Here is a 23918-nt window from a genome sequence, read left to right on the forward strand (position 1 = left end):
CAGTTGACCGGCCGTACCTCATGCCAGGCGGTGACCCGGAAGAACACGATGCTGTCGTGCTCGGGCTCCTGGTTGAAGCCGAAGGCGGATTGCCAGTCCAGCGCAGTTCGGCGCCGGACCCGGTGACCCGTACGCAGGCGTCGAGCAGTTCACCCATGCTGGTGTGCCCGGCCGGGCTCACCAGGTTGTACGGGCCGCCCAGCCCGTCCCGTACGGCGTACAGCGTCCATTCGGCGAGGTCACGCGCGTCGATGTACTGCAAGGGGTTGTCGCGCGGCCCCGGCGCCAGTACGGGGCCGCCCCGGGCGATCCGCCCCAGCCACCACGGCAGCCGGCCGATGTTCTCCCCGGGCCCGAGGATCAGCCCGGCACGCACCAGCAGCGCCCGGTCGCCGAAGACCGCCTCGGCGGCCAGCTCGCCGCCGCGCTTGTCCTGCGGGTACGCGGTACATCTCCAGCCGCTCGGTGTACGCGAACCCCGCCCCGGCCGGGCTCCCGGAGGACGGCCCGCTGGTGGAGGGCACGTCCGCGACGGCCGGGCCGAATTCGCTGCCGGAAGAATCACGGAACCCAGGGATCTGCCGTACGCGCCGTGCGGATGGCAGCATGTGGCCACCATGACAGACGCCACGTCACCGATACGCGCCCTGCGGGCCGCCGCCTTCGCGGCGGTATGTGTGACGTTGGCGGCGGTGGGGCATTCGTTCACATCCGGGCATGAGATCCCGCTCGGCGCGCTGTGGACGGCGTTCGGGGTGACCGCGGGCGTGGCCTGGCTCGCGGGCGGCCGGCGGCGCGGGTTCCGCTCGATCGGGGCCGGGCTGCTCACCGTCCAGGGCGGACTGCATCTGATCTTCGCCGGAGCGCTGCCGTTCGCCGGGGCCGAGGCACCGAGTCACCTGCCTCATGGCGCTGCCACCGGCACCGGTACGGGCATGGACATGAGGGAGGGCTCCGGGGCCGCCATTCTCCCCGTCGACGCCGCTGTCCCCTTCGGCCTGGACGGCACGGCGGGGATGCTCGCCGCCCATCTCCTCGCCGCGGCCGTCTGCGCGCTCTGGCTGGCCCGGGGCGAGGCCGCGCTCTTCCGGCTCGCGAGCGCCCTCGGCGTCCTGGCCTTCTCCCCGCTCCGGCTGCTGCTGACCGCGGCCCGGCCGCCCCTCGCGCCACGTCCGACAGGAACGATACGACGCGCTCCCGCGGCGCACCGCTTCCGTGGCGTCGTGCTCGCGCACACCCTGTCGCGGCGGGGCCCGCCCGCGCGCCGTACCTCTCGCGCGACGGCCCCGGCAACGGCCCTCATCACCACTGTCCGAACTGTCCGAGCTTAGGTAAACAGGCAGACAGGCGGACAGGCAGGCAGGGCGGACCCGGGGTCCGCTTCCCCCTGCCCACGCCAACACCTAGGACAGCCATGGCCATTGACGACCCCGTACAGGGGCCCGAGACCGACGTCCCGCCGACCGCCCCGGCCGGCTCCGGCACCCCCTCCCTCTGGAGTTCCCTGCGCCCCCTCGTGCTGCGGCTCCACTTCTACGCGGGCCTGCTCATCGCCCCGCTGCTGCTGATCGCCGCCACCAGCGGATTCCTCTACGCGCTCTCCTTCCAGGCGGAGAAGGTCCTCTACCGCCACGAGCTGCGGGTCCCGGTCGGCGACCGTACCCTCCCGCTCTCCGAACAGCTCGACGCCGCCCGTGCCGCCCGCCCGGACGGCACGGTCACCTCCGTAAGCCCGTCGTCCGAGGACGGCGCGACCACCCGCGTCCTGATGAGCACGCCCGACGCAGAGGAGAGCAAGTCCCTCGCCGTCTTCGTCGATCCGTACACCGCGGAGGTACGGGGAGAGCTGACCAGCTACGGCAGTTCGGGCGCCCTCCCGCTGCGCGCCTGGATATCCGAGCTGCATCGCCATCTGCTGCTCGGCGAGCCGGGGCGCGTCTACAGCGAACTCGCCGCCAGCTGGCTGTGGGTGGTGGCCCTCGGCGGCGTACTGCTCTGGATCGGGCGCAAGCGCGCCTCGAAGCGCGCGCTGCTCACCCCCGAGCGCGGAGCCACCGGCCGGCGCAGAACGCTCTCCCTGCACGGCTCACTCGGGTTGTGGGCCGTGACCGGGCTGGTGCTGCTCTCCGCCACGGGGCTGACCTGGTCGAAGTACGCGGGCGAGAACATCGGCTCGATCCAGGACCAGCTGGGCGGCGCCACTCCCGCGGTCTCCGCCGCGCTCGAAGGGGGCACCGGCGGAGCGGGCGGCGGCGCCCACGAGGGACATGAGGGCCACGAGTCGATGCCCGGTATGGAGAACATGCCCGGTATGGAGAACATGCCGGGGATGGAGGGCATGGCAGGCGGGGACGTCGGTATCGATCTGGCGGTCGTCGCCGCCCGTCAGGCTGGTCTCGACGGACCGGTCTCGGTGACCCTGCCGACGGAGGGCACCGGCTATGTGGTCGCGCAGACCGACAAGCAGTTCCCGGTACGGCTCGACTCGGTCGCCATCGATCCCGCCAACGGCATGGTCATGGACGAACTGCGGTTCGCCGACTACCCGTTGCTCGCCAAGCTCACCCGCTTCGGCATCGACGCCCATATGGGCCTCTTCCTCGGGGTCACCAACCAACTGGCCCTCGCGGCGCTCGCCCTCTCGCTGATTCTGATCATCTGCTGGGGCTACCGGATGTGGTGGCTGCGCAGACCCACCAAGGAGCGGAAGCTGAGCGCGGGCAGGGCGATACCGCGCGGCGCCTGGCGCAAGGTGCCACTGACCGCTCTGCTGCCGCTTGCGGCGGCCGTGGCGCTGATCGGCTGGTTCCTGCCGCTGCTGGGCATCAGCCTGCTGGTCTTCCTCGTACTGGACGGCCTGCTCGCCCTGCGGGCCCGCGTTCGCGCCCGTACCTGACTGGATCGAAAATCGCGGAGGCCCTGCCGACACCGGCGGGGCCTCCGCCTCGCCCCTCTCAGGGCGTGTACTTGTACCCGACCCGCCGTACCGTCTGGATGCTGTGGCGGTGGGCGGCCCCCAGCTTGCGGCGCAGCCGGGCCACATGGACATCGACGGTGCGTCCGTCGCCCACATGCCCGTAACCCCAGACCGTGGTCACCAACTGGTCGCGGGTGTGCACCCGGTGGGGATGGGCCACCAGATGCGCGAGCAGCTCGAATTCGAGATACGTGAGATCCAGCTGATGTCCGTCCACGACGGCGGTCCGCTGGACGCTGTCGATCGACACAGGGCCGCTGTCGGCGCCCCGTGCCCCGGATCCGGCGCCGTCGGTGCCCGCGCCGGCGCCGCTGCCCGCGGTCTCCGCGGTGGCGAGGGACGGTGCCGAGGCCGCCGCCAGCACCGCCGCGTGCTGATCGGCCGGTACGAGGACGAGATAGCCGACCATCGGCGGCTGTCCCGGCAGCGAGGGCAGGGTGTGCTGGGGCGCGGGCAGCCAGGTCGCGCCGGGCGGCAGGAAGTCCACGACCTGTCCGGCGGTGACCCCCGCCGGGAGAGCCGGGAGCGTCACGGGAGCCGGGCGGGCGACCGGGGCGGTCTCGTCACGGTCGACGGCCCGGAGCCGGTGCCGGCCCGGCGCGGGCCGCTTCTGGTTCAGTGCGGCTGCGGTCGCGGTCGCGCTCGCGGTGGCGGTCGCCGACGCGGACGCGGAGGAGAAAGGGCGGGGATTCGCCATGGGAGGTCAGCTCTTTCGCGCGGAGGAGTCGTCGAATCGACGGACGGACGGGGACGTACGTCATGCGCGGCGGCCGAAGGCCGAAAAAGGCTTTAGAGGGCCGACGCGTTCCTCGCGCGGCAACACACCCGGTCGAAGTCGTGATGCTGCCGGGACGGCCAGAACGGCTCAAGGTCGGAACGACCTGTCGCGGGGTGCTGGAAGCTGGCCATGTCCCCATTGAAGCAGATACGGGTCGGGCGCAGCAGGCCCCTTTCGGCTGTCGATACGGCGCGGTCCCGTGACGGCCGACACAGTGCGCGGCGGGCCGACGCAGTGCGTGGCGGGGGGACGCGACGAGGGGGGCGGCCGCCGTGTGGCGGCCGCCCCCCTCGTGGAGTGCGGTGAGCTGAACCGAACCGATGGGTCGGACGGGTCAGACCTGGCCGGCCTTCTCCAGCGCGGTGCAGCAGGTGTCGACGATCAGCCGCGTCACCACGTACGGGTCGACGTTGGCGTTCGGGCGGCGGTCCTCGATGTACCCCTTGCCCTCCTGCTCGACCTGCCACGGGATACGGACCGAGGCGCCGCGGTTGGAGACGCCGTAGCTGTACTCGTTCCACGGGGCGGTCTCGTGCAGACCGGTCAGCCGGTCGTCGATGCCCGCGCCGTAGTTCTTGACGTGGTCGAGCGGCTTCGAGCCCTCGCCGAGCGACTCGCACGCGGTGATGATCGCGTCGTACCCCTCGCGCATCGCCTTGGTCGAGAAGTTGGTGTGCGCGCCCGCGCCGTTCCAGTCGCCCTTCACCGGCTTCGGGTCGAGCGTCGCGGAGACGTCGAAGTCCTCGGCGGTGCGGTAGAGCAGCCAGCGGGCGATCCACAGCTGGTCCGCCACCTCCAGCGGTGCCAGCGGTCCGACCTGGAACTCCCACTGTCCCGGCATGACCTCGGCGTTGATGCCGGAGATGCCCAGACCCGCCTTCAGGCAGTTGTCGAGGTGCGCCTCGACGATGTCACGGCCGAAGATCTCGTCCGAGCCGACACCGCAGTAGTAGCCGCCCTGAGCGGCCGGGAAGCCGCCCTCGGGGAAGCCCAGCGGACGGGCGCCCTTGAAGAAGGTGTACTCCTGCTCGATGCCGAAGATCGGCTCCTGGCCCGCGAACCTCTCCGCGACCTCGGTCAGCGCCGCACGCGTGTTGGACTCGTGCGGCGTCATGTCGATGTTCAGGACCTCGCACATGACGAGCACGTCGTCGCCACCCCGGATCGGGTCGGGGCAGGAGAAGACCGGCTTGAGCACCCGGTCGGAGGCGTGGCCCTCGGCCTGGTTGGTGCTCGACCCGTCGAAGCCCCAGATGGGCAGCTCCGCGCCATCGTTGAGGATCTTCGTCTTCGAGCGCAGCTTGGCGGTCGGCTCGGTGCCGTCGATCCAGATGTACTCAGCCTTGAAGGTCACGGGCCTCATCCTTTGCGGGTGCAGCAGGTATGCCCCGAAGCTTCGCAATCTGTGATTTCCCGGCTGTTGCCCTTCTGTGAACCACGCGTTACCCAGGTTTCCTGTGTTTCAGCAGCGTGTCGAATCCGGCGGCGTGAATCCTGCGGACCAGCTCGGCGAGGGTGCCGCCGTTGCCCGACCAGTTAACGACGAATCCGTGCGGGATGTACGAGATATAGCGGTCGTATACGGGGATTCGGATGAACCGCGCTCGTCCTCCCCTCCCGGTCGAGCCGGAGCCGTCCCCGTCCGCGACTTCGGTCGCGGGTACCGACACGGCACACTGGCCGTCATGAGCAAGCCACGTATCGGACTCCTCGGCACCGGCCCCTGGGCGGAGCGCACCCACGCCCCCGCCCTCGCCGCCCATCCCGGACTCGAACTCAGCGGCGTCTGGGGGCGGCGCCCCGAGGCCGCCGCGGCTCTCGCCGCCGCCCATGACACCACAGCCCATTCGGGCGAGGTCGGCCTCGACGCGCTCTTCGCCGAGAGCGACGCCGTCGCGTTCGCCCTGCCGCCCGACATCCAGGCACCGCTCGCGGCGCGCGCCGCCGCGGCGGGCTGCCATCTCCTCATGGATAAACCGGTCGCGACGAGCGTGGCGGGGGCCCGTGAGGTGGCGGACGCGGCGGCGGCCGCCGGGGTCGCGTCCGTCGTCTTCTGCACGCTGCGCTTCGCGGCGGGCACCGCGGGCTGGCTCGGTGAGCAGGCCGCGAAGGGCGGCTGGTTCACCGCCCACGCGTACTGGCTCGGCGCCCTCTACGCGCCGGGCGAGACCAGCCCGTACGCCGAATCCCCCTGGCGCCGCGAGAAGGGCGGCCTCTGGGACGTCGGCCCGCACGCGCTGTCCGCGCTGATCCCGCTGCTCGGCGAGGTGAGCGACGTGACGGCCGTACGCACCGAGCCGGACCTCACCCACCTCGTACTGCGGCATGTCTCCGGGGCGGCCAGCTCGGTGGCGCTGAGCCTGAGCGCGCCGAAGGCGGGCGCGGGTACCGGGATCGAGCTCCGGGGCGAGCACGGCACGGCGGTGCTGCCGGAGGACTGGGGAGACCCGGTGACCTCGTTCGGGGCGGCGATCGACGCGCTGCTGGAGTCGGTCCGTACGGGCCAGCCGCACGCCTGCGACGTACGGTTCGGGCTCCGGCTGACGGAGATCCTGGCGGGGGCGGAGCAGCAGCTGAACGCCTAGGTCCTGTCCGGCCGATCTTCGCGGGCCCGCGACGCCTGGCACGCACGCTCGCCGCGTTGTCGGGATCACCCCAGTACGTCCAGTACTGGGGAGAATCAGGAACTTGCCCCGCTCGCGGACCTGCTCGAACGCCGCGTCGTTCAGCAGGGCGCAGCTACCGGACACCGACGTCACCCGCACCGTGGTGGACTTGTCGTTGTCGAGGTTCGTCACGCGGAGCGTGGTGCCGACGGGGAACTGATTGCTCGAAGCGGCCGGTGCGCCCGCCTCGCCGGAGAGGGTGACGGTGGAACCGGCGCAGACGACATTGCCCTCGGCCTCCGCACCGGCCGGTGGTTGCGCCCCGGCCCCGGCCCCATCGTCGGCCCCGGCCCCGTCGTCCGCACCACCGCTGCCGTCTCCGCCCTGACCGCCCTGACCGGCCTCACCGACCTGGCTGACCTGACCGCCCTGTCCGACTTCGCAGCCGGACGCCGCCTGCTTCCGCTTGATCTCCTCGATGACGGCTACCCGGTTGGCGATCCGCGCCTCGGACTGCGCGTCCGGGGCGGCCCGCTGCCCGGCGATGAAGCTCTCGTTGTTGCCCAGGGCCGTGGCCAGTCCGTCGCAGACCACCGACGCCTGACTGGTACCGGTCATCACCACCGCCGTACCGCCCACCAACGCTGCCGCGCCGACGAGCAGGGCGAGCTTCTTCCGGCCGCTGAAGGTCTTCTTTCGGGACACGTGTGGGGGCTCCTGTCCCCGGCGCCTTGTAGGGCGGCCGGTCGGGTTCCGTGTGTCATTACGTACGAGCGGCGCGGCCGTTCGTCTCAACGGTCACCGCCGTGACGTCGGCAACAACCCTCACGCGTCCCGCGCACGCCGCAGGCGTCAAGAGCGCCCGCACATGACGGCCGGGTGGCGGGAGAACTAGTCGTCAAATGGCCTCTGGCCAGGGGCGATTGTCAGTGGGGGGCGGTAAAATGGAGGTAGTTCGTGAGGGAACAACCACCGCGCCGGGAGGTCGCCGATGGCCGTTGCCACCATGCCGACGAAACCCTTCGAGAGTCACCCAACCCTCAAGCGCAAGCCACTGCCCGCGGGTCAGCCCCGTGAGTGGTACGAGACCCATAACCGCCGGCTCAAGGCCATGCGCCTCGCCATCGCCCTGCTCGACTCGGGCGTGTACCACCCGGCGAACGCGAACAACGGCAGGATACGGAGGACGGCGGCCCGCATCGGGATCCATCCGCCGTCGGACACCACCTGCCGCATGGTGCGAGCCCTGATCGGTTAAAGCCTGTCCGGGGCGGCCGGGGCCGGGGCCGGGCTGACGTTGTGCCCCGTTCGGCTTCTCTTCCGCGTCCGGGGGAGGAGTCGAGCGGGGCATCGTCGCTCATACGCGGTCAGCTCGTGCCCCGACCGCCGACCGCCGGTCGCTGATCAGCGGTCCACCGCCACCGCACCTCGCCGTCGTGCCGTTCACCGGTGGGCGCCAGCCCAACGGCCTTGGCGACGGCGGCAGATGCACCATGGTCCGGATGGATATGGGCGACAAGGGTCCGCACGCCCTGCTCCTTCAGCCACCGTACGAGCCCCCGCGCCGCTTCCGTGGCGATACCGCGCCCCTGCCGGGCCGTCCCCACCACCCAGGCGATCTCGGCGACCTGCCCGTCACCGTCCGGGCCGATGGTGGCCTGTACGTAGCCGGCCAACGAGCCCGCGAAAGGCTCCGCGGAATCCGCCGAGCGCCGAGTGGCGTGTGCCTCCTCGCGGATGCCGATCATCCAGTTGCACCAGACGACCTCCGGGTCGGGCGAGCCCGCGACCTGACGGGCATAGCGCGAGCGCAACTCCTCGACCGTCGGGGGTGTCCCGCCGGTATACGCGTACAGCGCCCGGTCGGCGAGTACGGCGGCCATCTCCTCGGCGTACGCGACACGGAGCGGCAGCAGCGCCAGCCGCTCCGTATCGATGACCGCGGTACTGATCGAGGTCATGAGGTCGCGACCGCGTGCAGCCGTCCGTGCCGGATCGCGAAGCGCGGCAAGGAGACCCCGAACACCTCCGCGATGGCGTCGAGACTCTCGTACTCGTCATCGGGATCCAGCGCCCAACTGCCTTCCGAGCCAGAGTCCGAGCCAGAGTCCGAGTCGTCGTCCGCGTCCTCCTCCCAGTCGAGAACCGCGTCCGGGAAGAGATGCCCGGGGTCGAGGGCGTCGGGAATCGCCCCCCATTCCTCGGTCTCGCCGTCGCGCACGGTGAATCCGTACACGCGCTCCCCGTCCTCCGCGTAGGAGAAGTGGAAGATGCCGGGGAGCGCCGCTGACCGGCCGCCGCGCTCGCACCACACCGTCACCGACTTCGTGCCCCGCGACACCGCCTCACTCGGCGGCTCCGTACCGTTCCGCCCGCTCCCGAACGCGAAACTCCAGCTCCCTCCGCCCGTTCCCCGGTCTCCGCCCCCGGCCCCGGATCCGTCCCTGTCCCCGTCCCCGACTCTGCATGATCCGATACGTATCGCCTGCCCGGCCTCCGACTCGTCGCACGGCGCCAACAGCGGTCCCTGGCCGATCCGTTCGGCCAACTCCTGCGGCGAGACGCCGTGCACGAGGACGAAACGATAGGCGTCCGGCGCCGGTGGCCGGGTGTCCTCGGCGAGCCAGCCGAGCCCGTCCGCCCTCGCCCGGGGAGCCTCCACTTCACCGTCGTCCGCCGCGCTCTGCCCACCGGCCCGGGGAGTCTCCAGGAGGTACCGCCCGCGCTCCGCCGTGATCACCGGCCCGAGGAGGGGGTCGGCGAGCAGCCCGACGGGGGCTATGTGCTCCTCGCCGTACGGCTCCCAGCCGGCCACGGCCGCCGCTACCGTGCGCCACGCGCTGTCCGTGTCGCCCCACCGCGCCTGTTCACGCGCCGAGGCGACCGCGTCGCCGAAGGGCCCGGGAGCCTCGTACCGGAACGTACGCTCATCGATCTCCCGCAGCAGGGCTAGCGCCGGCTTTCGGTCGTCTTCGTCGTCCCCGTCATGATCACGCTCGTCGGGGGACCGGAGGAACTCCGCCTCGTCATGGCCCGCCCGGAGGTGCTCCAGCGCGGCCAGCGGCAGCAGTTCCCGCGCGTACAACGGATCGTCCATCCGCCCGACGACACACAGATCCGCTGATCCGCCGCTTCCGCTACCGCCCCCGCTTCCGCCGCGCAGCATCGCCTCCATCTGGACGCGCAGCCCACGGGCGCGGGGCCGGCCGCACTCGTCCGCCTCGGTGAGCAGTTCGAGCGCGCCGTCGATGTCCTCACCGTCCAGACAGGCCAGCCGCGCCTCTTCGATGTCGGCGTCGAGCTCGCGCGTCGTCTCGTTCACGAACCCGGGCGTGTCCCCGTGAGCGCGGTGGAACTCCCGGAACAGGGCCTGCATGAGATCCATGAACGACCCGTAGCGCTCCGGCCGTTCGCCGCCCGCCCCGCCCCGGTGGAGATAGGCGGCCCACTCCCCGTTGGCGTCCGGATCGCCGGGGTCGAGCAGGACCTCGGCCGTGTCCGGGGCGGCCGTGTCCAGGGCTGCGGACAGCCGCAGCGCCCTGCCCCACATACCGGCCCTCAGCACCTCCTCCTCGGAGGCGTACTCGTCCAACGCGCCCTCGTGGACCGCCTGAAGGCCGTCGGGATCCCCGTACCAGTGGACGCCCTCCGCCGCGCCCACCCGGCTGACAGCCGTCCCCGCGGGCCGCCACCCGTCGGTGGTCGCCAGAAACGACCGGTACGTGGGCGGCAGCGGCACCCCCAACCGCTCCTCCAGCTCGCTGATCCGGTCCTCCCCGGCGGCCGGGAACCCCAGCCACCGGTCCCGGAGGACCGTCTCGTCCACATCCCCCCGCCCCCGCGCGCCGGGCGAGTCGAGCCAGTCCGCACTCCACCGTTCAAGGAAGGGGCGCCAGTTGTAGGTCTTCATGCGGTCATGGTGCCAGCGCCCACTGACAACGGACACCTGTCTCCACAGGGACACCGGACCCACCCTCCCTCTTTGCCGAATCCGCAAACCGCTTTGTCGAATGGCGAGGGGTGGGCGGACTATCTCCAGTGAACGGAGGTAATAGTGCGCATGGGTGATCAAACAAGGCAGAACGGAACCATCGCCCCCCGGCCCGGGGAGCGCCGCCATGACGTCGTGGTCGTGGGCGGGGGAGCCGCCGGGCTGAGCGGGGCGCTGGCCCTGGCGCGGGCACGGCGGTCGGTACTGGTGATCGACGGGGGCCGGCCGCGCAACGCCCCGGCGTCCCACGTCCACAACTTCCTGACGCGTGACGGCACACCCCCTTCGGAGCTGCTGGCCGCGGGCCGTGCGGAGGTGACCGGTTACGGCGGCGAGATCATGGCGGGCGACGCCGTGGCGGCCGAGCGCCTGGACACCGGCGGCTTCCGTGTCGCTCTGGCGGACGGGACGACGGTCCTGGCGCGGCGGCTGCTGGTGACCACCGGCCTGGTGGACGAACTGCCGCCGGTGCCCGGCCTGGCCGAGCGGTGGGGACGCGAGGTGCCGCACTGCCCGTACTGCCATGGCTGGGAGGTACGGGACCAGCCGATCGGCGTCCTTGCCACCGGGCCGCTCGCCGCGCACCAGGCACTGATGTGGCGGCAGTGGAGCAGTGAGGTGACGCTGTTCCTGCACACCGCGCCCGATCCGGGCGAGGAGGAGTACGAGCAGCTCGCCGCCCGCGGCATCGCTGTGGTGGACGGCGAGGTGACCGGCCTGGAGGTGACGGGCGACCGGCTCACCGGCGTCACCCTGGCCGGCGGACGGACGATCCCCACCCGGGCCCTGGTGGTCGCGCCGCGCTTCACCGCCCGCGCGGACCTCCTCACGAGCCTGGGCCTGGCCCCCGTCGAGCAGGAGAGGGGCGGCGAGGTGATCGGTACGTACATCGCCTCCGACCCGGTCGGCGCGACGGACGTGCCCGGGGTGTGGGTGGCCGGCAATGTCACCGATTTGATGGAGCAGGTCGTCGGCGCCGCCGCCGCGGGCCTACGTGCCGCCGCGGCGATCAACGCCGACCTGATCGCCGAGGACACGCGCCGGGCCGTGGCCGCCCGCCGTGATCCGTTCTCGCCGAGGAGGGAACGGGAGGCCGCAGAGCACCGCATGCGCGGCGGCTCCCGGCACGGCCTCTGAGAAGACGGAGACCGACGTGACGGGTCACGAGCGCCCGGGCCCGCCCGGTCCGACCCTGCACGACGCGTCCCACGCGTGGTGATGCCATCGACGGTGCTACTCGAACCGCGAGGTGTCGCCCGCCCCCCGACGTACGATCTCAAGTTCGCCGCCGGAGAAGTCGATGACCGTGGTCGGCTCGGTGCCGCAGTCGCCCGAGTCGAGCACGGCGTCCACCACGTGGTCGAGCCGTTCCTTGATCTCCCAGCCCTGGGTCAGCGGCTCCTCCTCGTCGGGCAGGAGCAGGGTGCTGGAGACCAGCGGCTCACCGAGTTCGGCGAGCAGAGCCTGAGCGACGACATGGTCCGGAATCCGGACTCCGACCGTCTTCTTCTTCGGGTGCAACAACTGGCGCGGCACCTCCTTCGTCGCGGGGAGGATGAAGGTGTAACTGCCGGGCGTCGCTGCCTTGATCGTGCGGAACACGTCGTTGTCGACGTGCACGAACTGACCCAGCTGCGCGAAGGTCTGGCACACAAGGGTGAAGTGATGACGATCGTCGAGGTTCCGGATCGACCGGATCCGGTCGATGCCCTCACGATTGCCCAGCCGGCATCCCAGCGCATAACAGGAGTCTGTCGGGTACGCGACGAGCGCGCCGGATCGGATGATGTCAGCCACGCTGCTGATGGTGCGGCGCTGAGGATTCTCGGGGTGCACGTCGAAATACTTCGCCATTCGCCGAGTCTAGGTGACCGGCCCCCCGGCGCTCGGAGGGCGCCGAACCCGGGAGGCCGAGCCTTTCGTCGATGTTGCCCAGCAGGGGCACCTCGCCGGGGGGGCAGCAGACCGTTGAGTGCGACGGTGCCCCCGCGGCGCACCCGTTCGACGTATCGGGCGGCCAGGACGGTCTTCGACATCCGCGGTCTCGGGCCGCGTCCGGCGTCGAAGGGGCCGGTGTCGAGGACTGGGTACTGTCCGGTCGGTCTTCGCGGGCGGCGAGGACCGACCGGACAGTACCCGGGGCGTGGTCAGTGTTCGGCGCCCTTCCCGTGGCCCGTGTGTCCGTCAACGATGTTCAGGACGGACATCATGCCCATGTCCTCGTGGTTGAGGATGTGGCAGTGCACCACGGTCCGCCCGGTGAAGTCCGAGAAGCGGATCCGCAGGACGAGCTTCTGCCCGCGAAGGATGTTGACCGTCTCGTGCCAGGAGTTGGCGGGGTCCACGGCCTTCCCGTTCAGGGACATCACCTGGAAATGGTTGGTGTGGACGTGGAAGGAGTGGTCCTCCTGCGTGTCGTTGCGAACCGTCCACTCCTCGACGGTGTTGAGCCGGGAGACGAAGTCGACGCGGTTCGGGTCGAAATACTTGCCGTTGATGAAGTACTTTGCCGGGCTGGCCTGCTCCGTGTACACCATCGTCTTGCGGCCCGCGACGTTGGCGTGGGTGAGGTCGACGAGGGGTCCGAAGTGGGACGGGATGCGGGCCCGGTCCACGGGGTCGCCGCCGGTGACGACCGTCGCCAGGTTCACCTGCGGGAAGGTGTTGCCGGCCGGCCCGGTGTTGAACGGCTGCGTCTCCAACTGGGCGGTGCCCGCCCGGTCGGCCTGCACCAGCACGTCGTACCGGGCGGCGGCCGAGACGATCAGCGTCTTCGCGGAGTAGACGCGGTGGACGGGATACCCGTCCTGGGCGATCACATGGAAGGTGAAGCCCTTGAGGTGCAGCTTGTAGTAGATATTGGCGCCGATGTTGGCGAGCCGCCACAGCTGGGTCTCGCCGGGACGGATGCGGATCACCGGATTCTGCTGGCCGTTGACCGTGCGGTTGGTCTTCGCCTGGATGGACAGCGGATTGATCTTGATCTCGTCGCCCTGGATCTGATTGTCCTTCAAGGCGACCACGTGCTCGGTGATATGGCGCAGGGACGGTGGCAGGTACTTCCGTAGACCGTCGATGACGATGAGGCCCGACTCGCCGCCGGCGACCTGCCCGGCCGAGTACATGTCCATGTGCGAGTGGTACCAGTACGTGCCCGGCGTGAGGTCCCGCGGCAGCCGGTACGAGTAGTGGTAGGTCGTACCGGGCTTGATGGAGATGAAGATGTCATCGGCGGGTTGACGCGGCGAGACGTGGAGTCCGTGCACGTGCACGTTGGTGTCCGCCCCGATGCCCTGCCACTTCGCCCCGACGCGGTTCACCATGGCGAGCTCGATGCGGTCGCCCGGCCGGGCGCGGAGTGTGGGCGGCATATAGCGTCCGTTGTAGGTCAGCGCCCACAGCCGGCGGTCGCCCACCCACACCTTGCGCCGCTCCACCACGACGGTGGTCCGCAGCACCCCATGGTGGCTCACCACCTCCGGCGGGTCCTGGAGATCCGTGCCTCTGGCCTGCAGACCCGCCGACAACGCGCCGGACGCCGCCTGTTCGGACGGCGGTCCGTTACAGCCGGACAGCCAGGTCACGGCGAGAGCCAGGCCGACGAGGAACCCGGCCACCTTGGAGAATGAGCGCATGACGGTCTCTCTTTGGGGGGTGCGTGTCATGCTCGCGAAGCTTGAGGCCACACGAGCCGGACAGGATGAACTGACATGTGTTCATGGCGAACTGATGGGTGTTCATACGGGGGAACTCGGTCACCATCGCCGTATCTTCTACCGATTCGCCGCAATCCGGCATGACTTGTGCGGGAGTGTCGGGGCTTGAAGGGGTGGCGAGGCCGTCGGTTCCCGGGGGTTCGGCGCTCAGCGCGCGTACTGCTCCACTACCGCCTGCCGGTCCAGCGCGCCCTTGGCGGTGTGCGGCAGCGCGTGGGCGATCTCCAGCCGGTCTGGCACCTCGTACGGCGCCAGCCGGGCCCGGCAGTACGCCAGGATCCGACCGGTGTCGGCGCCGTCGCGGGTGACCACGGCCGCGCCGACCCGCTGTCCGTACGTGGCGTCCGGAACCGGGTAGACCGCCGCCTCGGTCACGCCGGGGCAGCCGCTCAGCACGTCCTCGACATGCTCGGGGGAGATCTTCTCGCCGCCGCGGTTGATGAGGTCCTTGATCCGGCCCGTGAGGAAAAGGTCATCGTCCCTGTCCAGGGAGCCGAGGTCGCCGGTGTGGAACCACCCGTCGGTGAAGCCGCGTGCCGTCTCCGCCGGATCGCCGAGGTAGCCGCGGGTGACCGTGGGGCCGCGCACCCATACCTCCCCCACCGTGCCGGGCGCGCAGTCCTTCCCGACCGGGCCGACGATCCTCAGGTCCACCCCGGTGGTCCGGCCGACCGATCCGCGCTTCGGCACCCCGCGCCCCGGCAGCGGCTGGCTGGTCGCCTGGTGCGTGGACTCGGTCATCCCGTACGCGGACAGGACCGGCACCCCGAGCGTGCGCTCCAGTGCCCGGCCGGTCGCGATGGTGAGCGGCGCGCTGCAACTGCGGACGAAGCGCAGCGGCGCCACCTGAGGCCCGGGGTACTCACGTGCCGCCCGCTCCAGGAGGATCTCGTGGATGGTCGGGACGGCGGTGAACCAGGTGGCGCCCGCCGCCCGTACGTCGTCCCAGAAGGTGTGCGCCGAGAACCGCCCGCGCGCCGGAAGGAGCACGCACCCGCCGGCCGCCAGAGGTGCCAGCAGCCCCGCAAGCAGGCCGTGACCGTGGAAGAGGGGCATCACGGCGACCGTCGCGTCCGCGGGCCCCAGCTCGTAGCCGGTGCAGATGCCGCGTACCGACGCCGCGACATTGGCGTGCGTCAGTGGCACCATCTTGGCCCGGTCGGTGGTGCCGGCGGTGAAGAGCACCAGGGCGTCCCGCGCCGTCAGTCCCGGCGCAGCGCCCGGCACGCGGTGCGCCGCGCGGCCCTCGGCATCCAGGGTGGCGTGCACCGTATCCAGGGTGGCGTTCACGCGCCCGGCGCGGGGGGCGTCGATCCGCAGGATCCAGCCCGGCACCGACCCTCGCCCGACCGGCACGGCTTCCGGCGCCGGAGCGCCGGCCACGACGACCCGCGCCCCCAGTGCCCGCAGTCGGGCGGACACCTCGGGCTCGGGCAGCGCGGGGTCCAGCGGAGCGACGACCAGCCCGGCCCGCGCCGCGGCGAGCAGCGCGACGACGAACTCCACGGTGTTGGCGCCCGTCAAGGCAACCGCGTCACCACGCCGCAGCCCTTCGGCGCCCAGCCGGGTGGCCACCCGCCCGACCAGGCCGGCCAGGGAGCGGTACGTCAGCGGCACCCGGTCCCCGCCGATGACCAGGGCCCGGGCCTCGGGCCGCTCCCGCAGCCCCTCGTCCAGCAGGTCGGCCAGACCGGTGAGCCCCGGGGGCCGGTACGGTTCCGCGCCGGACACGGACGCCGTGGTCGGTACGGACACGGCCACCACCTCCTCGCACCAGGCGACGTCCCGCCGATAGTGGAAGGATAGGGCCAAAAGGAGCAATCCCGACATAGGGGAATTGGATCATGGCAACCGTTTCCGCACCGGGCGGCACGGCGACCGCCGACGCCCTGCCCCTCACCGACGGGTTCCACCTGGCCGTCGACGCACTCAGACTCAACGATGTCCAGGTCATCTACGGGGTGGTCGGCATCCCGGTCACCGACCTGGCCCGGGTCGCGCAGGCGTCGGGCATCCGCTATATCGGCTTCCGGCACGAGAGCGACGCGGGCCACGCGGCCGCCGCGGCCGGCTTCCTGACCAAACGGCCGGGCATCTGCCTGACGGTGTCCGCCCCCGGCTTCCTCAACGGGCTGGTCGCGCTCGCGGAGGCCACCACGAACTGCTTCCCGATGGTGCAGATCTCCGGGTCCAGCGAGCGGCACATCGTCGACCTCAAGCAGGGCGACTACGAGGAACTCGACCAGCTGGCCGCGGCCAAGCCGTTCGCCAAGGCCGCCTACCGGGTGGACCGGGTCGAGGACATCGGCCGCGGCGTCGCCCGGGCGATCCGCACCGCGGTCTCCGGCCGCCCCGGCGGGGTGTACCTCGACCTCCCCGCCGCGGTGCTCGGCGAAGTCATCGACGCCGCGACGGGCGCGGCCTCGCTGTGGCGCGTCGTCGACCCGGCGCCGCGCCAACTGCCCGCGCCCGAGGCGGTGGACCGCGCGATCGAGCTGCTGGCCGCCGCCGAACGGCCGCTGGTCGTACTCGGCAAGGGCGCCGCGTACGCGCAGGCGGACCAGCGGACCCGGGAGTTCATCGAGACCACCGGCCTGCCGTTCCTGCCCATGTCGATGGCCAAGGGCCTGCTGCCCGACGACCACCCGCAGTCGGCCGCTGCCGCTCGCTCGCTGGCGCTGCGCCGGGCCGACGTCGTGATGCTCGTCGGCGCGCGGCTGAACTGGCTCCTGGGCCACGGCGAACCACCTCACTGGAACCCCGACGCGCGGTTCATCCAGGTCGACATCGAGCCCACCGAGCTGGACAGCAACCAGCCCATCGCCGCCCCGCTGGTCGGAGACATCGGGTCGGTGATGGAGGTACTCACCGAGCGGTCCAAGCCCGGCCAGGTGAAGGTCGCCTCGCCGTGGCGCCAAGAGCTCGCCGAGCGCTCGGCGCACAACGCCGCCAAGATGGCGGACCACCTCAAGGCCGACCCGCACCCGATGCGGTTCTACGGAGCGCTGCGGGCGATACGTGACGTCCTGCACGAGCACCCCCGGGCCTACGTCGTCAACGAAGGAGCGAACGCGCTCGACTTCGCCCGCAACGTGATCGACATGCAACTGCCGCGCCACCGGCTCGACAGCGGCACCTGGGGCGTCATGGGGGTCGGCATGGGCTACGCGATCGCCGCCGCCGTAGAGAGCGGCGACCCCGTCGTGGCGGTCGAAGGCGACAGCGCCTTCGGCTTCGGCGGCATGGAGCTGGAGACCATATGCCGCTACCAGCTGCCCGTCGTCGTCATCATCCTCAACAACGGCGGCGTCTACCGCGGCGATGGGACCAACACCGCCTCCGCCGACCCGTCACCCACCACCTTGATGCTCCACGCCCACCACGACCGCCTGATCGAGGCATTCGGCGGCAAGGGCTACCGCGCGACCACGCCCGCCCAGCTCGCCACCGCCCTCACCGACGCGCTGGCCTCCGGCCGCCCGGCCCTCATCGACTGCGTGATCGACCCCACCGCCGGTACCGAGAGCGGCCACCTCGCCGACCTCAACCCGCGGGGAGTCACGGCCGCGGCCGCCGACGCCCCGGCGAAGCGGTGAGCACGCCCGGCGGCGGCCCGTCCATACCGCCCACCACCCGGCACACCGCCCACCACCCGGAAGGGAACGCATCATGACTGACCGGCCGCTCACCACTGACCTGCCGCTCACCGGGATCAAGGTGATCGACTTCTCCGGCGTCCAGGCCGGCCCGGCGTGCTCCCAGATGCTCGCCTGGTTCGGGGCCGACCTGCTGAAGGTCGAGCGTGTCAACGGCGGCGACGTCACCCGTCACCAACTGCGCGACATCCCCGACGCCGACGCGCTGTACTTCACCATGCTCAACAGCAACAAGCGCTCCCTCGCGATCAACACCAAGACCCCGGAAGGCAAGGAGGTCATGGAGAAACTGATCGGCGAGGCCGATGTCCTGGTCGAGAACTTCGCACCCGGCGCCATGGACCGCATGGGCCTGCCCTGGGAGCACATCCACGAGCTCAACCCGCGCCTGGTCTACGGCTCCGTCAAGGGCTTCAACGACGACTCGCCGTGGTCCGACATCAAGGTCTACGAGAACGTGGCACAGGCGGCCGGCGGCGCCGCCTCCACCACCGGATTCTGGGACGGCCCGCCGACAGTCAGCGCCGCGGCCCTCGGTGACAGCAACACCGGGATGCACCTGCTGATCGGCATCCTCACCGCACTGCTCGCCCGGGAGAGAACCGGAGAGGGCCAGAAGGTGTCGGTGTCGATGCAGGACGCGGTGCTCAACCTGTGCCGGGTCAAACTGCGCGACCAGCAGCGCCTGGAGAAGGCCGGCTACCTGGAGGAGTACCCGCAGTACCCGAACGGCACGTTCACCGACGTGGTCCCGCGCGGCGGCAACGCCGGCGGCGGCGGCCAGCCCGGCTGGGTACTCAAGTGCAAGGGCTGGCAGACCGACCCCAACGCCTACGTCTACTTCACCATCCAGGAACAGGACTGGGAGCAGACCTGCCGGGCGCTCGACCGGCCCGAGTGGATCAACGACCCGGCGTACAACACCGCCGAGGCCCGCCAGCCGCACCTCTTCGACATCTTCGCCGAGATCGAGAAATGGCTGGCCGGCAAGACCAAGTACGAGGCGGTCGACATCCTCCGCCGCTTCGGCGTCCCCTGCGCACCGGTACTCAGCATGAAGGAAATCGCCTACGACCCCGCGCTGCGCCGCAGCGGCACCATCGTCGAGGTCGACCAGCCACAGCGCGGCACGTACCTGACGGTCGGCAGCCCGATCAAGTTCTCCACTTTCACCCCCACGATCACCAGTGCCCCACTCCTCGGCGAACACACCGACGAAGTCCTCACCGAACTCGGCTACGACGCCGACGACATCGCCAAAATGCACGCCAACCAAGTAGTCGTCTGACGGTCCTCGTGGGTATCGAGCAGTCGCCGGAGCTACATCAGAGCGGCCTGACAACCAGTGGAAGACTAGGCCACCGAACGGTATCGCTGTCCTATTGCCTTGAGCGCTTTGTCGACTGCCCCCGTTACACAATGCATGTACCGGCGCAGGGGAAAGGACGGGTCTTCGTGCCCGAGCAGGTCGGCGAGCGTGTATACGTCCACGCCCTCGTTGATCGCCTCCGAGGCGAAGAGATGCCGGAGGGCGTGCATCATCCTGTCGCGGCACGCCTCCTACCTACGGCCCTTGCCGACCGGCTTGTCGTTCACCGCCTTGATGACGCCGATCGCCTCAAGGGCCGCCTTCGCCCACGCCTGGGCCTCGGCCAGGTGTTCAGACTGGAGCCCGACACGGGGGTCAGGTTGGATCAGGAGGGTCGCCGCGCCACGGGTGGTGCGCTCCGCGGCCCAAGCATGGTCGAGGCTGGTGAAGTCGTCGTCGATCCACACAGCGGGGGCGTCGCCCAGCCAGGCGTCGACGTGGTCGCGCTTCCACAGGTAGCCGTTGGGGTGGCTGGTGGTGATTTGGGGACGCGGCAGGTCGATGTGCGGCAGGGGCGGGAGGTCGAGGAGGGGCCCGATCAGGGTGGTGGCGTCCTGACGCCAGCTGGTGCACCAGACGGGGGTGACCAGGCCGGTACGGATCACGTCCATGAGCAGGCAGCCGTGGGCGGGGTCGAGCCAGACGGTGACCGGGTTGTCGGCGCTGCGCCCGGTGGGGACGACGTCGTGGCGGGCGTGGGTGGCCGGGGTCGAGCCGTCCGTGTCGGGGAAGGGGATGAGGACGCCGTCGATGTCGAGGAGCAGGTAGGGCAGGCGCATCGGTTCCTCCAGGCGAAGCCGGGGCGGATGGCTGTCAGAGCTTGCGAGCGCGGATCAGCAGGGTGGTGGGCCAGCGACCCATGCGGGGGTCGTAGAACTCCTGGGCCGAGATGAGCCAGAAACCCGCCTGGTTGAGGTGCTTCTCCCACCGGTCGCTGGAGAACTCCCAGCGGGCGACAGGGAGCCGGGTGCGGTCGGGAAGAGTGACGTGGTCGCGGCGGGGACGGTCGTCACCCGAGGGGCTTCGGCCGCCACGCTGCGGGTGGGGGACAGAGAAGGCCAGCACTCGCCCGGGCGTGAGGCGTTGGGCGATGGCCGGGAGGAGGAGCTCGGGGGCGACGAGGCCGATGGCTCCGAAGACGGAGTAGATCGCGTCGAACTGCTCGTCGGAGGCGTGCAGGTAGTGCAGGGCGTGGCCGGCCACAAAGGTGAGATTGTTCAGCCGTCCGTAGTGGGAGCGGGCGCGGCGGACCTGCAGGCCGACGAGGTCGACCCCAGTGGCGTGGACGCCGTGGCGGGTGGCGAGGTGGGCGGCGTTGTGACCGGGGCCGCAGCCGAGTTCCAGGAGCCTTTTGCCGCGCAGGTCGGGCCCGAGAACGTCGGCGCCGGGCCCTTGGCCGGGCCTCGTGGTCCACTCCATCCGGGCGGGTACGGCGAGGGGTTCGGCGAGTCCGGCGGCGGTGCGCTGGAGGGCGTGCGCGTGCCACGGGGAAGCCTGGGCGAGCACGTCAGATCTCCAGGAGGTGGAGGACGTCAGTGAGGTGGCGGCGGACGGCCTTGAGGTAGGCGGGGTCGGTGGCCGGGTCGTTGATCCAGCGGATGGACTGCTCCACGAACCACTCGACGGCCCACATGCGGTGCCAGCCCAGGGCCCAGTTCTCGGCGGTGAGCCCGCCGCGCGGGGCGAGGGCGTCGGGGGTGCCTCCGGCGGTGACGTACTGCTCCAGGAAGACGCGCAGGCGCACGGGGTGGGGAGGCTCGATGGTGCCGTGCCAGCTGGCGAGGTCGAGCAGGCCGGGACCAGTGAAGGCGCGGGCGAAGTCGAGCAGCCGCCAGCCGTGCTTACCGATGTGGAGGCTGGTGGGGTGGAACTCGGAGTGCACCCAGCCGAAGGGTGCCATCGTCGCTCCGGCCGAGCGGGCTTCGGCGGCCTGGGCGATCCGGTCGAGCCCATCCTCGATGTCGTCGGCGTCCTGCCACCGGTCGGCCTTGCGCAGCCGTTCGAGATGCTCCAGCGCCCGGGCCGGCAGCATGCGTAGCCGCTCCTGGTCGAGGACGGGCAAGGGGGAAGCCGTACGGGTGCCGTGCAGGACCACAGCCGCGGCGACACCGTCCAGGTCATCGGCCTCGCGGACAGATGGCCCGAGGTCCTCCATGAGCATGCCGAGCCAGCCGTCCAGAACAGCGGAGGCGTGGACCTGGGGGACGGGAACGCCGAGGGTGTGGGCCAGGCGGAGGGCCTGGTCCTCGCTGTCGAACGGCCTCTTGGCGTACTTGAAGATGGCCGTGGTGCCGTCGGGGAACGTCACACGCTCGACTCCGGACATGGACCACACACGCACCTCCTCCCGTACGGCGGTGGACTGGCCGGCCACGGTGAGCAGGTTGTCGAGGAGTTCGGCGCTGGGATTCGGGCTCATGGGGGCTCCGGTCGGTTGGAGGCGTCCGGGGTGGGCGAGAGATACCGGCCCGCCCCGGAGCCTGATCGGGAGGTGAGTTACGCGGCAGGGTTCACACGGTGGGCGTAGACCTGCTCGATCCAGCCCGCCTTGAACGCGGCGAGGTCGTCACGGAAGTTCGCCATCGAGGCACCGTAGGGCGCGACGACGCCGCCGGACTGGTCCGGCACGGACTGGCAGCCGTGCACGAGCCGCCCGCCGAGCGCGGCGTGGGCCTTGACCGACTCGATGCGGCGATGCTCGTTGAACCAGCCGCCGTGGTAAACCTCGTCGAGCATCCCGCCCATCTTGTCGTCCAGGTCGAAGACGACGGAGGTGGCGGCGGGGAAGAACCAGCACGGGCCGACGTTGGAGATGTGCCCGTCCGGCTCGACCTTGTTGAGCGCCATGAGCGTGGCCGCCTCGCGGAGCATCCGCAGGTGGTCGGCGGTGATCTGGGCGAGGGCAAGGCTGGCGAGGTGCCCGTCGCGGAAGAGGTACGCGTACACCTCGTACGCGGTGGTCAGCACGCGGGCGGCGTCCGAGGTGGACTCGCCGTGGTTTTTGATGAAGTCGAGCGCGAGCTGCTCGACCGCGCTCTCGGTCGTCTCGTCCACACCGAGGAGCTGGGACTTGACCAGCTCCCAGTCGGCGACGAGCCAGGTGTTGGACTCGAAGCGGAAGAAGTACTCGGCCGGGTCGATGGTGATGCGTCGGCCGTCGACCTGGATGCCGGGCAGGCGGCTCCAGCGCGGGTCGAACGCCTCGGGCAGCTCGACCGTGATGGCCGTGGTGTCGATGGTGGTCACCGTGTCTCCGTCTCTGTTCGGCCGGGTTCTGGCACAGGAGTGCCCGAACCCGGTTTGGGCGTACGGAACTTCGGGGTGCCGCCCAGACCAAGGGGGAGCCTGGATCACGGTCGTGCCGTTCCGGGCGGCTGCTGATAAGTGAACCGTTGGTCACGCTCAGTGGGTACGGTGGAAGGCAGTTGAAGCGGTATACGCGGTTTACAGCTCCGGAGTGGAGGCGATCGTGGCAGCGCAGAGGGACACCAACTCCCGTCTGCGCGACGTCATCGGCGCGGCCGACTGCACCTACGAGGCTCTCGCCAGAGACGTGCGACGTATCGCCGCTGAGAACGGCGAGATCCTCCAGACCAACAAGTCGGCCATCTCGCACTGGGTGAATGGCACCCGTACCCCTTCGGGCCGGGCAGGTCAGTACCTCGCCGAAGCGCTGTCCCGCCGAGCCGGACGCACGATCACCCAGACCGAGATCGGCCTCCATGCCGGTGATGCTGAAGAGTCGGCGGAATCCGATCCCGTCCTCGCCGTCACCGACCTGGGTCGCGCCGACGTCGAGCGCCGCCGCTTCCTCGCTATCGCGGCCTTCACCACCGCCGGCGTCGCCATGCCTCTCAGCCACGACCACGAGGCCACCGCCCGTATGCTCCGCGCCCGCACCGGCACGTCCGTGGTCGGGGCGGATGACGTGGACGTCGTACGCCAGATCACCGCGGCCTTCAGCGCCGCCGACGAACGCCTCGGCGGAGGCCACGGCCTGACGACAGTCACCGCGTACCTCGCCGACACCGCAGCACCCACGCTGCGCGGACGCTTCCCCAGCGAAGCCTTACGCCGAGCAGCCTTCGGCGCCGTAGCCGAACTCGCCTACCTCGCAGGCTGGAAACACCACGATCTCGGCCACGAAGGCGCCGCCCAGCGCTACTACCAGGTCGGCTACCAGCTCGCCTGCGAAGCCGACCCCTACGGCCACGCCGCCTGGATGATGCGCGCCCTCGCCCACCAGGCCCTCAGCCTCAAACAGCCCCACCACTGCGTCGACCTCGCCGAAGCCGCCCTCGCCCAAGGCGTCGGCCACATCGACGGCCAGACTGAAGCGCTACTCCACATCACCCACGCCCGCGCTTACGCCGCCATCAACGAGAACCCTCTGGCCGCACGTGCCCTGCTCGCCGCCGAAGACGCGCTCCTACGGGAGGATGGCCCTCAACCCAGCTACTCCCATGTCAGCGGCCCCGCCGCCGGCACCGTAGCCAGCCACACCGCCCGCACGCTGACCGACCTTGCCGACCACGTCGGCACCGAACAGCAGCACCGTGATGCCCTCACCCGCTGGGACCCCCAGAAGTACAAGCGCGTCCACGCCCTCACCCACGCCGACCTCGGCGACAGCCTCGCCACCCAGGCCCGCGCCGACGAAGCCGTCGCCGCCTGGACCCACGCCCTCGTCCTCATGGAGGGCATGACCTCCGACCGCACCCGCAAGGCGATCACTTCGATCCGCTCCACCCTCGCGGTCTACCAGCGGCGCAAGGTGCCCGGCGCCGCCGATCTCGCCCGCCGCGCGCGCGAAGCCCTCGCCTAA

21 protein-coding genes and 2 pseudogenes are annotated in these 23918 nt (G+C 70.8%); 8 read left to right on the forward strand and 15 right to left on the reverse strand.

The window, feature by feature from the left end:
* Positions 1–94: 94 nt before the first annotated feature.
* Positions 95–442: pseudogene (locus IF11_RS42130) on the reverse strand (Rossmann-fold NAD(P)-binding domain-containing protein); the annotation flags it as partial.
* 175 nt (positions 443–617) lie between these two features.
* Between IF11_RS42130 and IF11_RS0118485 the strand changes: the two are divergent.
* Positions 618–1331: a hypothetical protein gene (locus IF11_RS0118485; protein ID WP_051746047.1), complete on the forward strand. Its 714-nt coding sequence runs from the start codon at positions 618–620 to the stop codon at positions 1329–1331.
* Between the two features lie 83 nt (positions 1332–1414).
* On the forward strand, positions 1415–2896 hold the full coding sequence (locus IF11_RS0118490; RefSeq protein ID WP_030352734.1) for a PepSY-associated TM helix domain-containing protein: 1482 nt from the start codon (positions 1415–1417) through the stop codon (positions 2894–2896).
* Positions 2897–2954: 58 nt separating this feature from the next.
* Here IF11_RS0118490 and IF11_RS0118495 read toward each other — a convergent pair whose 3' ends face one another.
* From IF11_RS0118495 to IF11_RS40935, 3 genes are all read right to left on the reverse strand, one after another.
* Positions 2955–3674, reverse strand: coding sequence for a winged helix-turn-helix domain-containing protein (locus tag IF11_RS0118495; RefSeq protein ID WP_030352735.1), 720 nt, complete (start codon positions 3672–3674; stop codon positions 2955–2957).
* A gap of 415 nt (positions 3675–4089) precedes the next feature.
* Positions 4090–5109: a glutamine synthetase gene (glnII, locus tag IF11_RS0118500; RefSeq protein WP_030352736.1), complete on the reverse strand. Its 1020-nt coding sequence runs from the start codon at positions 5107–5109 to the stop codon at positions 4090–4092.
* A gap of 88 nt (positions 5110–5197) precedes the next feature.
* Complete coding sequence (locus IF11_RS40935) at positions 5198–5425, reverse strand: hypothetical protein (RefSeq protein ID WP_030352737.1); 228 nt, start codon at positions 5423–5425, stop codon at positions 5198–5200.
* A 15-nt stretch (positions 5426–5440) separates the two neighbouring features.
* On the opposite strand from IF11_RS40935, the gene IF11_RS0118510 reads away from it, so the two are divergent.
* Entirely contained in the window at positions 5441–6340 is a 900-nt protein-coding gene (locus tag IF11_RS0118510; RefSeq protein ID WP_030352738.1) for a Gfo/Idh/MocA family protein, read from the forward strand.
* A 93-nt stretch (positions 6341–6433) separates the two neighbouring features.
* Here the strand turns inward: IF11_RS0118510 and IF11_RS42135 are convergent.
* Positions 6434–7066 (reverse strand): annotated as a pseudogene (locus IF11_RS42135) (hypothetical protein); the annotation flags it as partial.
* A 286-nt stretch (positions 7067–7352) separates the two neighbouring features.
* Here IF11_RS42135 and IF11_RS0118525 point away from each other — a divergent pair.
* Entirely contained in the window at positions 7353–7619 is a 267-nt protein-coding gene (locus IF11_RS0118525; protein WP_030352739.1) for a hypothetical protein, read from the forward strand.
* A gap of 109 nt (positions 7620–7728) precedes the next feature.
* Here the strand turns inward: IF11_RS0118525 and IF11_RS0118530 are convergent, their stop codons facing one another.
* Together IF11_RS0118530 and IF11_RS0118535 are read right to left on the reverse strand one after the other, a co-directional pair.
* Positions 7729–8322 (reverse strand): GNAT family N-acetyltransferase, encoded by a 594-nt coding sequence (locus tag IF11_RS0118530; RefSeq protein ID WP_051746036.1) that lies wholly within the window; start codon positions 8320–8322, stop codon positions 7729–7731.
* Positions 8319–10271 (reverse strand): SMI1/KNR4 family protein, encoded by a 1953-nt coding sequence (locus IF11_RS0118535; RefSeq protein ID WP_051746037.1) that lies wholly within the window; start codon positions 10269–10271, stop codon positions 8319–8321. Before IF11_RS0118535 ends, IF11_RS0118530 begins: the two co-directional genes overlap by 4 nt.
* 150 nt (positions 10272–10421) lie before the next feature.
* On the opposite strand from IF11_RS0118535, the gene IF11_RS0118540 reads away from it, so the two are divergent.
* On the forward strand, positions 10422–11489 hold the full coding sequence (locus tag IF11_RS0118540; protein ID WP_051746038.1) for an NAD(P)/FAD-dependent oxidoreductase: 1068 nt from the start codon (positions 10422–10424) through the stop codon (positions 11487–11489).
* Positions 11490–11585: 96 nt separating this feature from the next.
* Here the strand turns inward: IF11_RS0118540 and IF11_RS0118545 are convergent, their stop codons facing one another.
* From IF11_RS0118545 to IF11_RS0118555, 3 genes are all read right to left on the reverse strand, one after another.
* On the reverse strand, positions 11586–12206 hold the full coding sequence (locus tag IF11_RS0118545) for an L-threonylcarbamoyladenylate synthase (protein WP_030352743.1): 621 nt from the start codon (positions 12204–12206) through the stop codon (positions 11586–11588).
* 293 nt (positions 12207–12499) lie between these two features.
* On the reverse strand, positions 12500–13987 hold the full coding sequence (locus tag IF11_RS0118550; protein ID WP_051746039.1) for a multicopper oxidase family protein: 1488 nt from the start codon (positions 13985–13987) through the stop codon (positions 12500–12502).
* A 228-nt stretch (positions 13988–14215) separates the two neighbouring features.
* The gene (locus IF11_RS0118555; protein WP_030352745.1) at positions 14216–15823 is read right to left on the reverse strand and encodes a FadD7 family fatty acid--CoA ligase; all 1608 of its coding nucleotides are present in this window, start codon (positions 15821–15823) and stop codon (positions 14216–14218) included.
* Positions 15824–15912: 89 nt separating this feature from the next.
* Here IF11_RS0118555 and oxc point away from each other — a divergent pair, with 89 nt between their 5' ends.
* Positions 15913–17664: an oxalyl-CoA decarboxylase gene (gene oxc, locus IF11_RS0118560; protein ID WP_030352746.1), complete on the forward strand. Its 1752-nt coding sequence runs from the start codon at positions 15913–15915 to the stop codon at positions 17662–17664.
* Between the two features lie 73 nt (positions 17665–17737).
* Positions 17738–19012 carry a formyl-CoA transferase gene (frc, locus tag IF11_RS0118565; protein ID WP_030352747.1) on the forward strand — a complete coding sequence of 425 codons (1275 nt, stop codon included), beginning with the start codon at positions 17738–17740 and terminating at the stop codon, positions 19010–19012.
* Between the two features lie 65 nt (positions 19013–19077).
* On the opposite strand, the gene IF11_RS0118570 is transcribed toward frc, so the two are convergent.
* From IF11_RS0118570 to IF11_RS0118590, 5 genes are all read right to left on the reverse strand, one after another.
* Positions 19078–19266 (reverse strand): tyrosine-type recombinase/integrase, encoded by a 189-nt coding sequence (locus tag IF11_RS0118570; protein ID WP_051746040.1) that lies wholly within the window; start codon positions 19264–19266, stop codon positions 19078–19080.
* 18 nt (positions 19267–19284) lie between these two features.
* Positions 19285–19872: an HAD domain-containing protein gene (locus tag IF11_RS0118575; RefSeq protein ID WP_030352749.1), complete on the reverse strand. Its 588-nt coding sequence runs from the start codon at positions 19870–19872 to the stop codon at positions 19285–19287.
* Between the two features lie 34 nt (positions 19873–19906).
* Positions 19907–20599 (reverse strand): class I SAM-dependent methyltransferase, encoded by a 693-nt coding sequence (locus IF11_RS0118580; protein ID WP_030352750.1) that lies wholly within the window; start codon positions 20597–20599, stop codon positions 19907–19909.
* 1 nt (position 20600) lies between these two features.
* The gene (locus IF11_RS0118585; RefSeq protein ID WP_030352751.1) at positions 20601–21512 is read right to left on the reverse strand and encodes a phosphotransferase family protein; all 912 of its coding nucleotides are present in this window, start codon (positions 21510–21512) and stop codon (positions 20601–20603) included.
* Between the two features lie 77 nt (positions 21513–21589).
* Positions 21590–22339: a hypothetical protein gene (locus IF11_RS0118590; protein ID WP_030352752.1), complete on the reverse strand. Its 750-nt coding sequence runs from the start codon at positions 22337–22339 to the stop codon at positions 21590–21592.
* A gap of 223 nt (positions 22340–22562) precedes the next feature.
* Between IF11_RS0118590 and IF11_RS0118595 the strand changes: the two genes are divergently transcribed.
* Positions 22563–23918, forward strand: a complete 1356-nt coding sequence (locus IF11_RS0118595) for an NsdA family TPR-like regulatory protein (protein ID WP_030352753.1) — start codon at positions 22563–22565, stop codon at positions 23916–23918.

It is taken from the genome of Streptomyces scopuliridis RB72 (genome assembly GCF_000718095.1).
Taxonomy (GTDB): Bacteria; Actinomycetota; Actinomycetes; order Streptomycetales; family Streptomycetaceae; genus Streptomyces; species Streptomyces scopuliridis.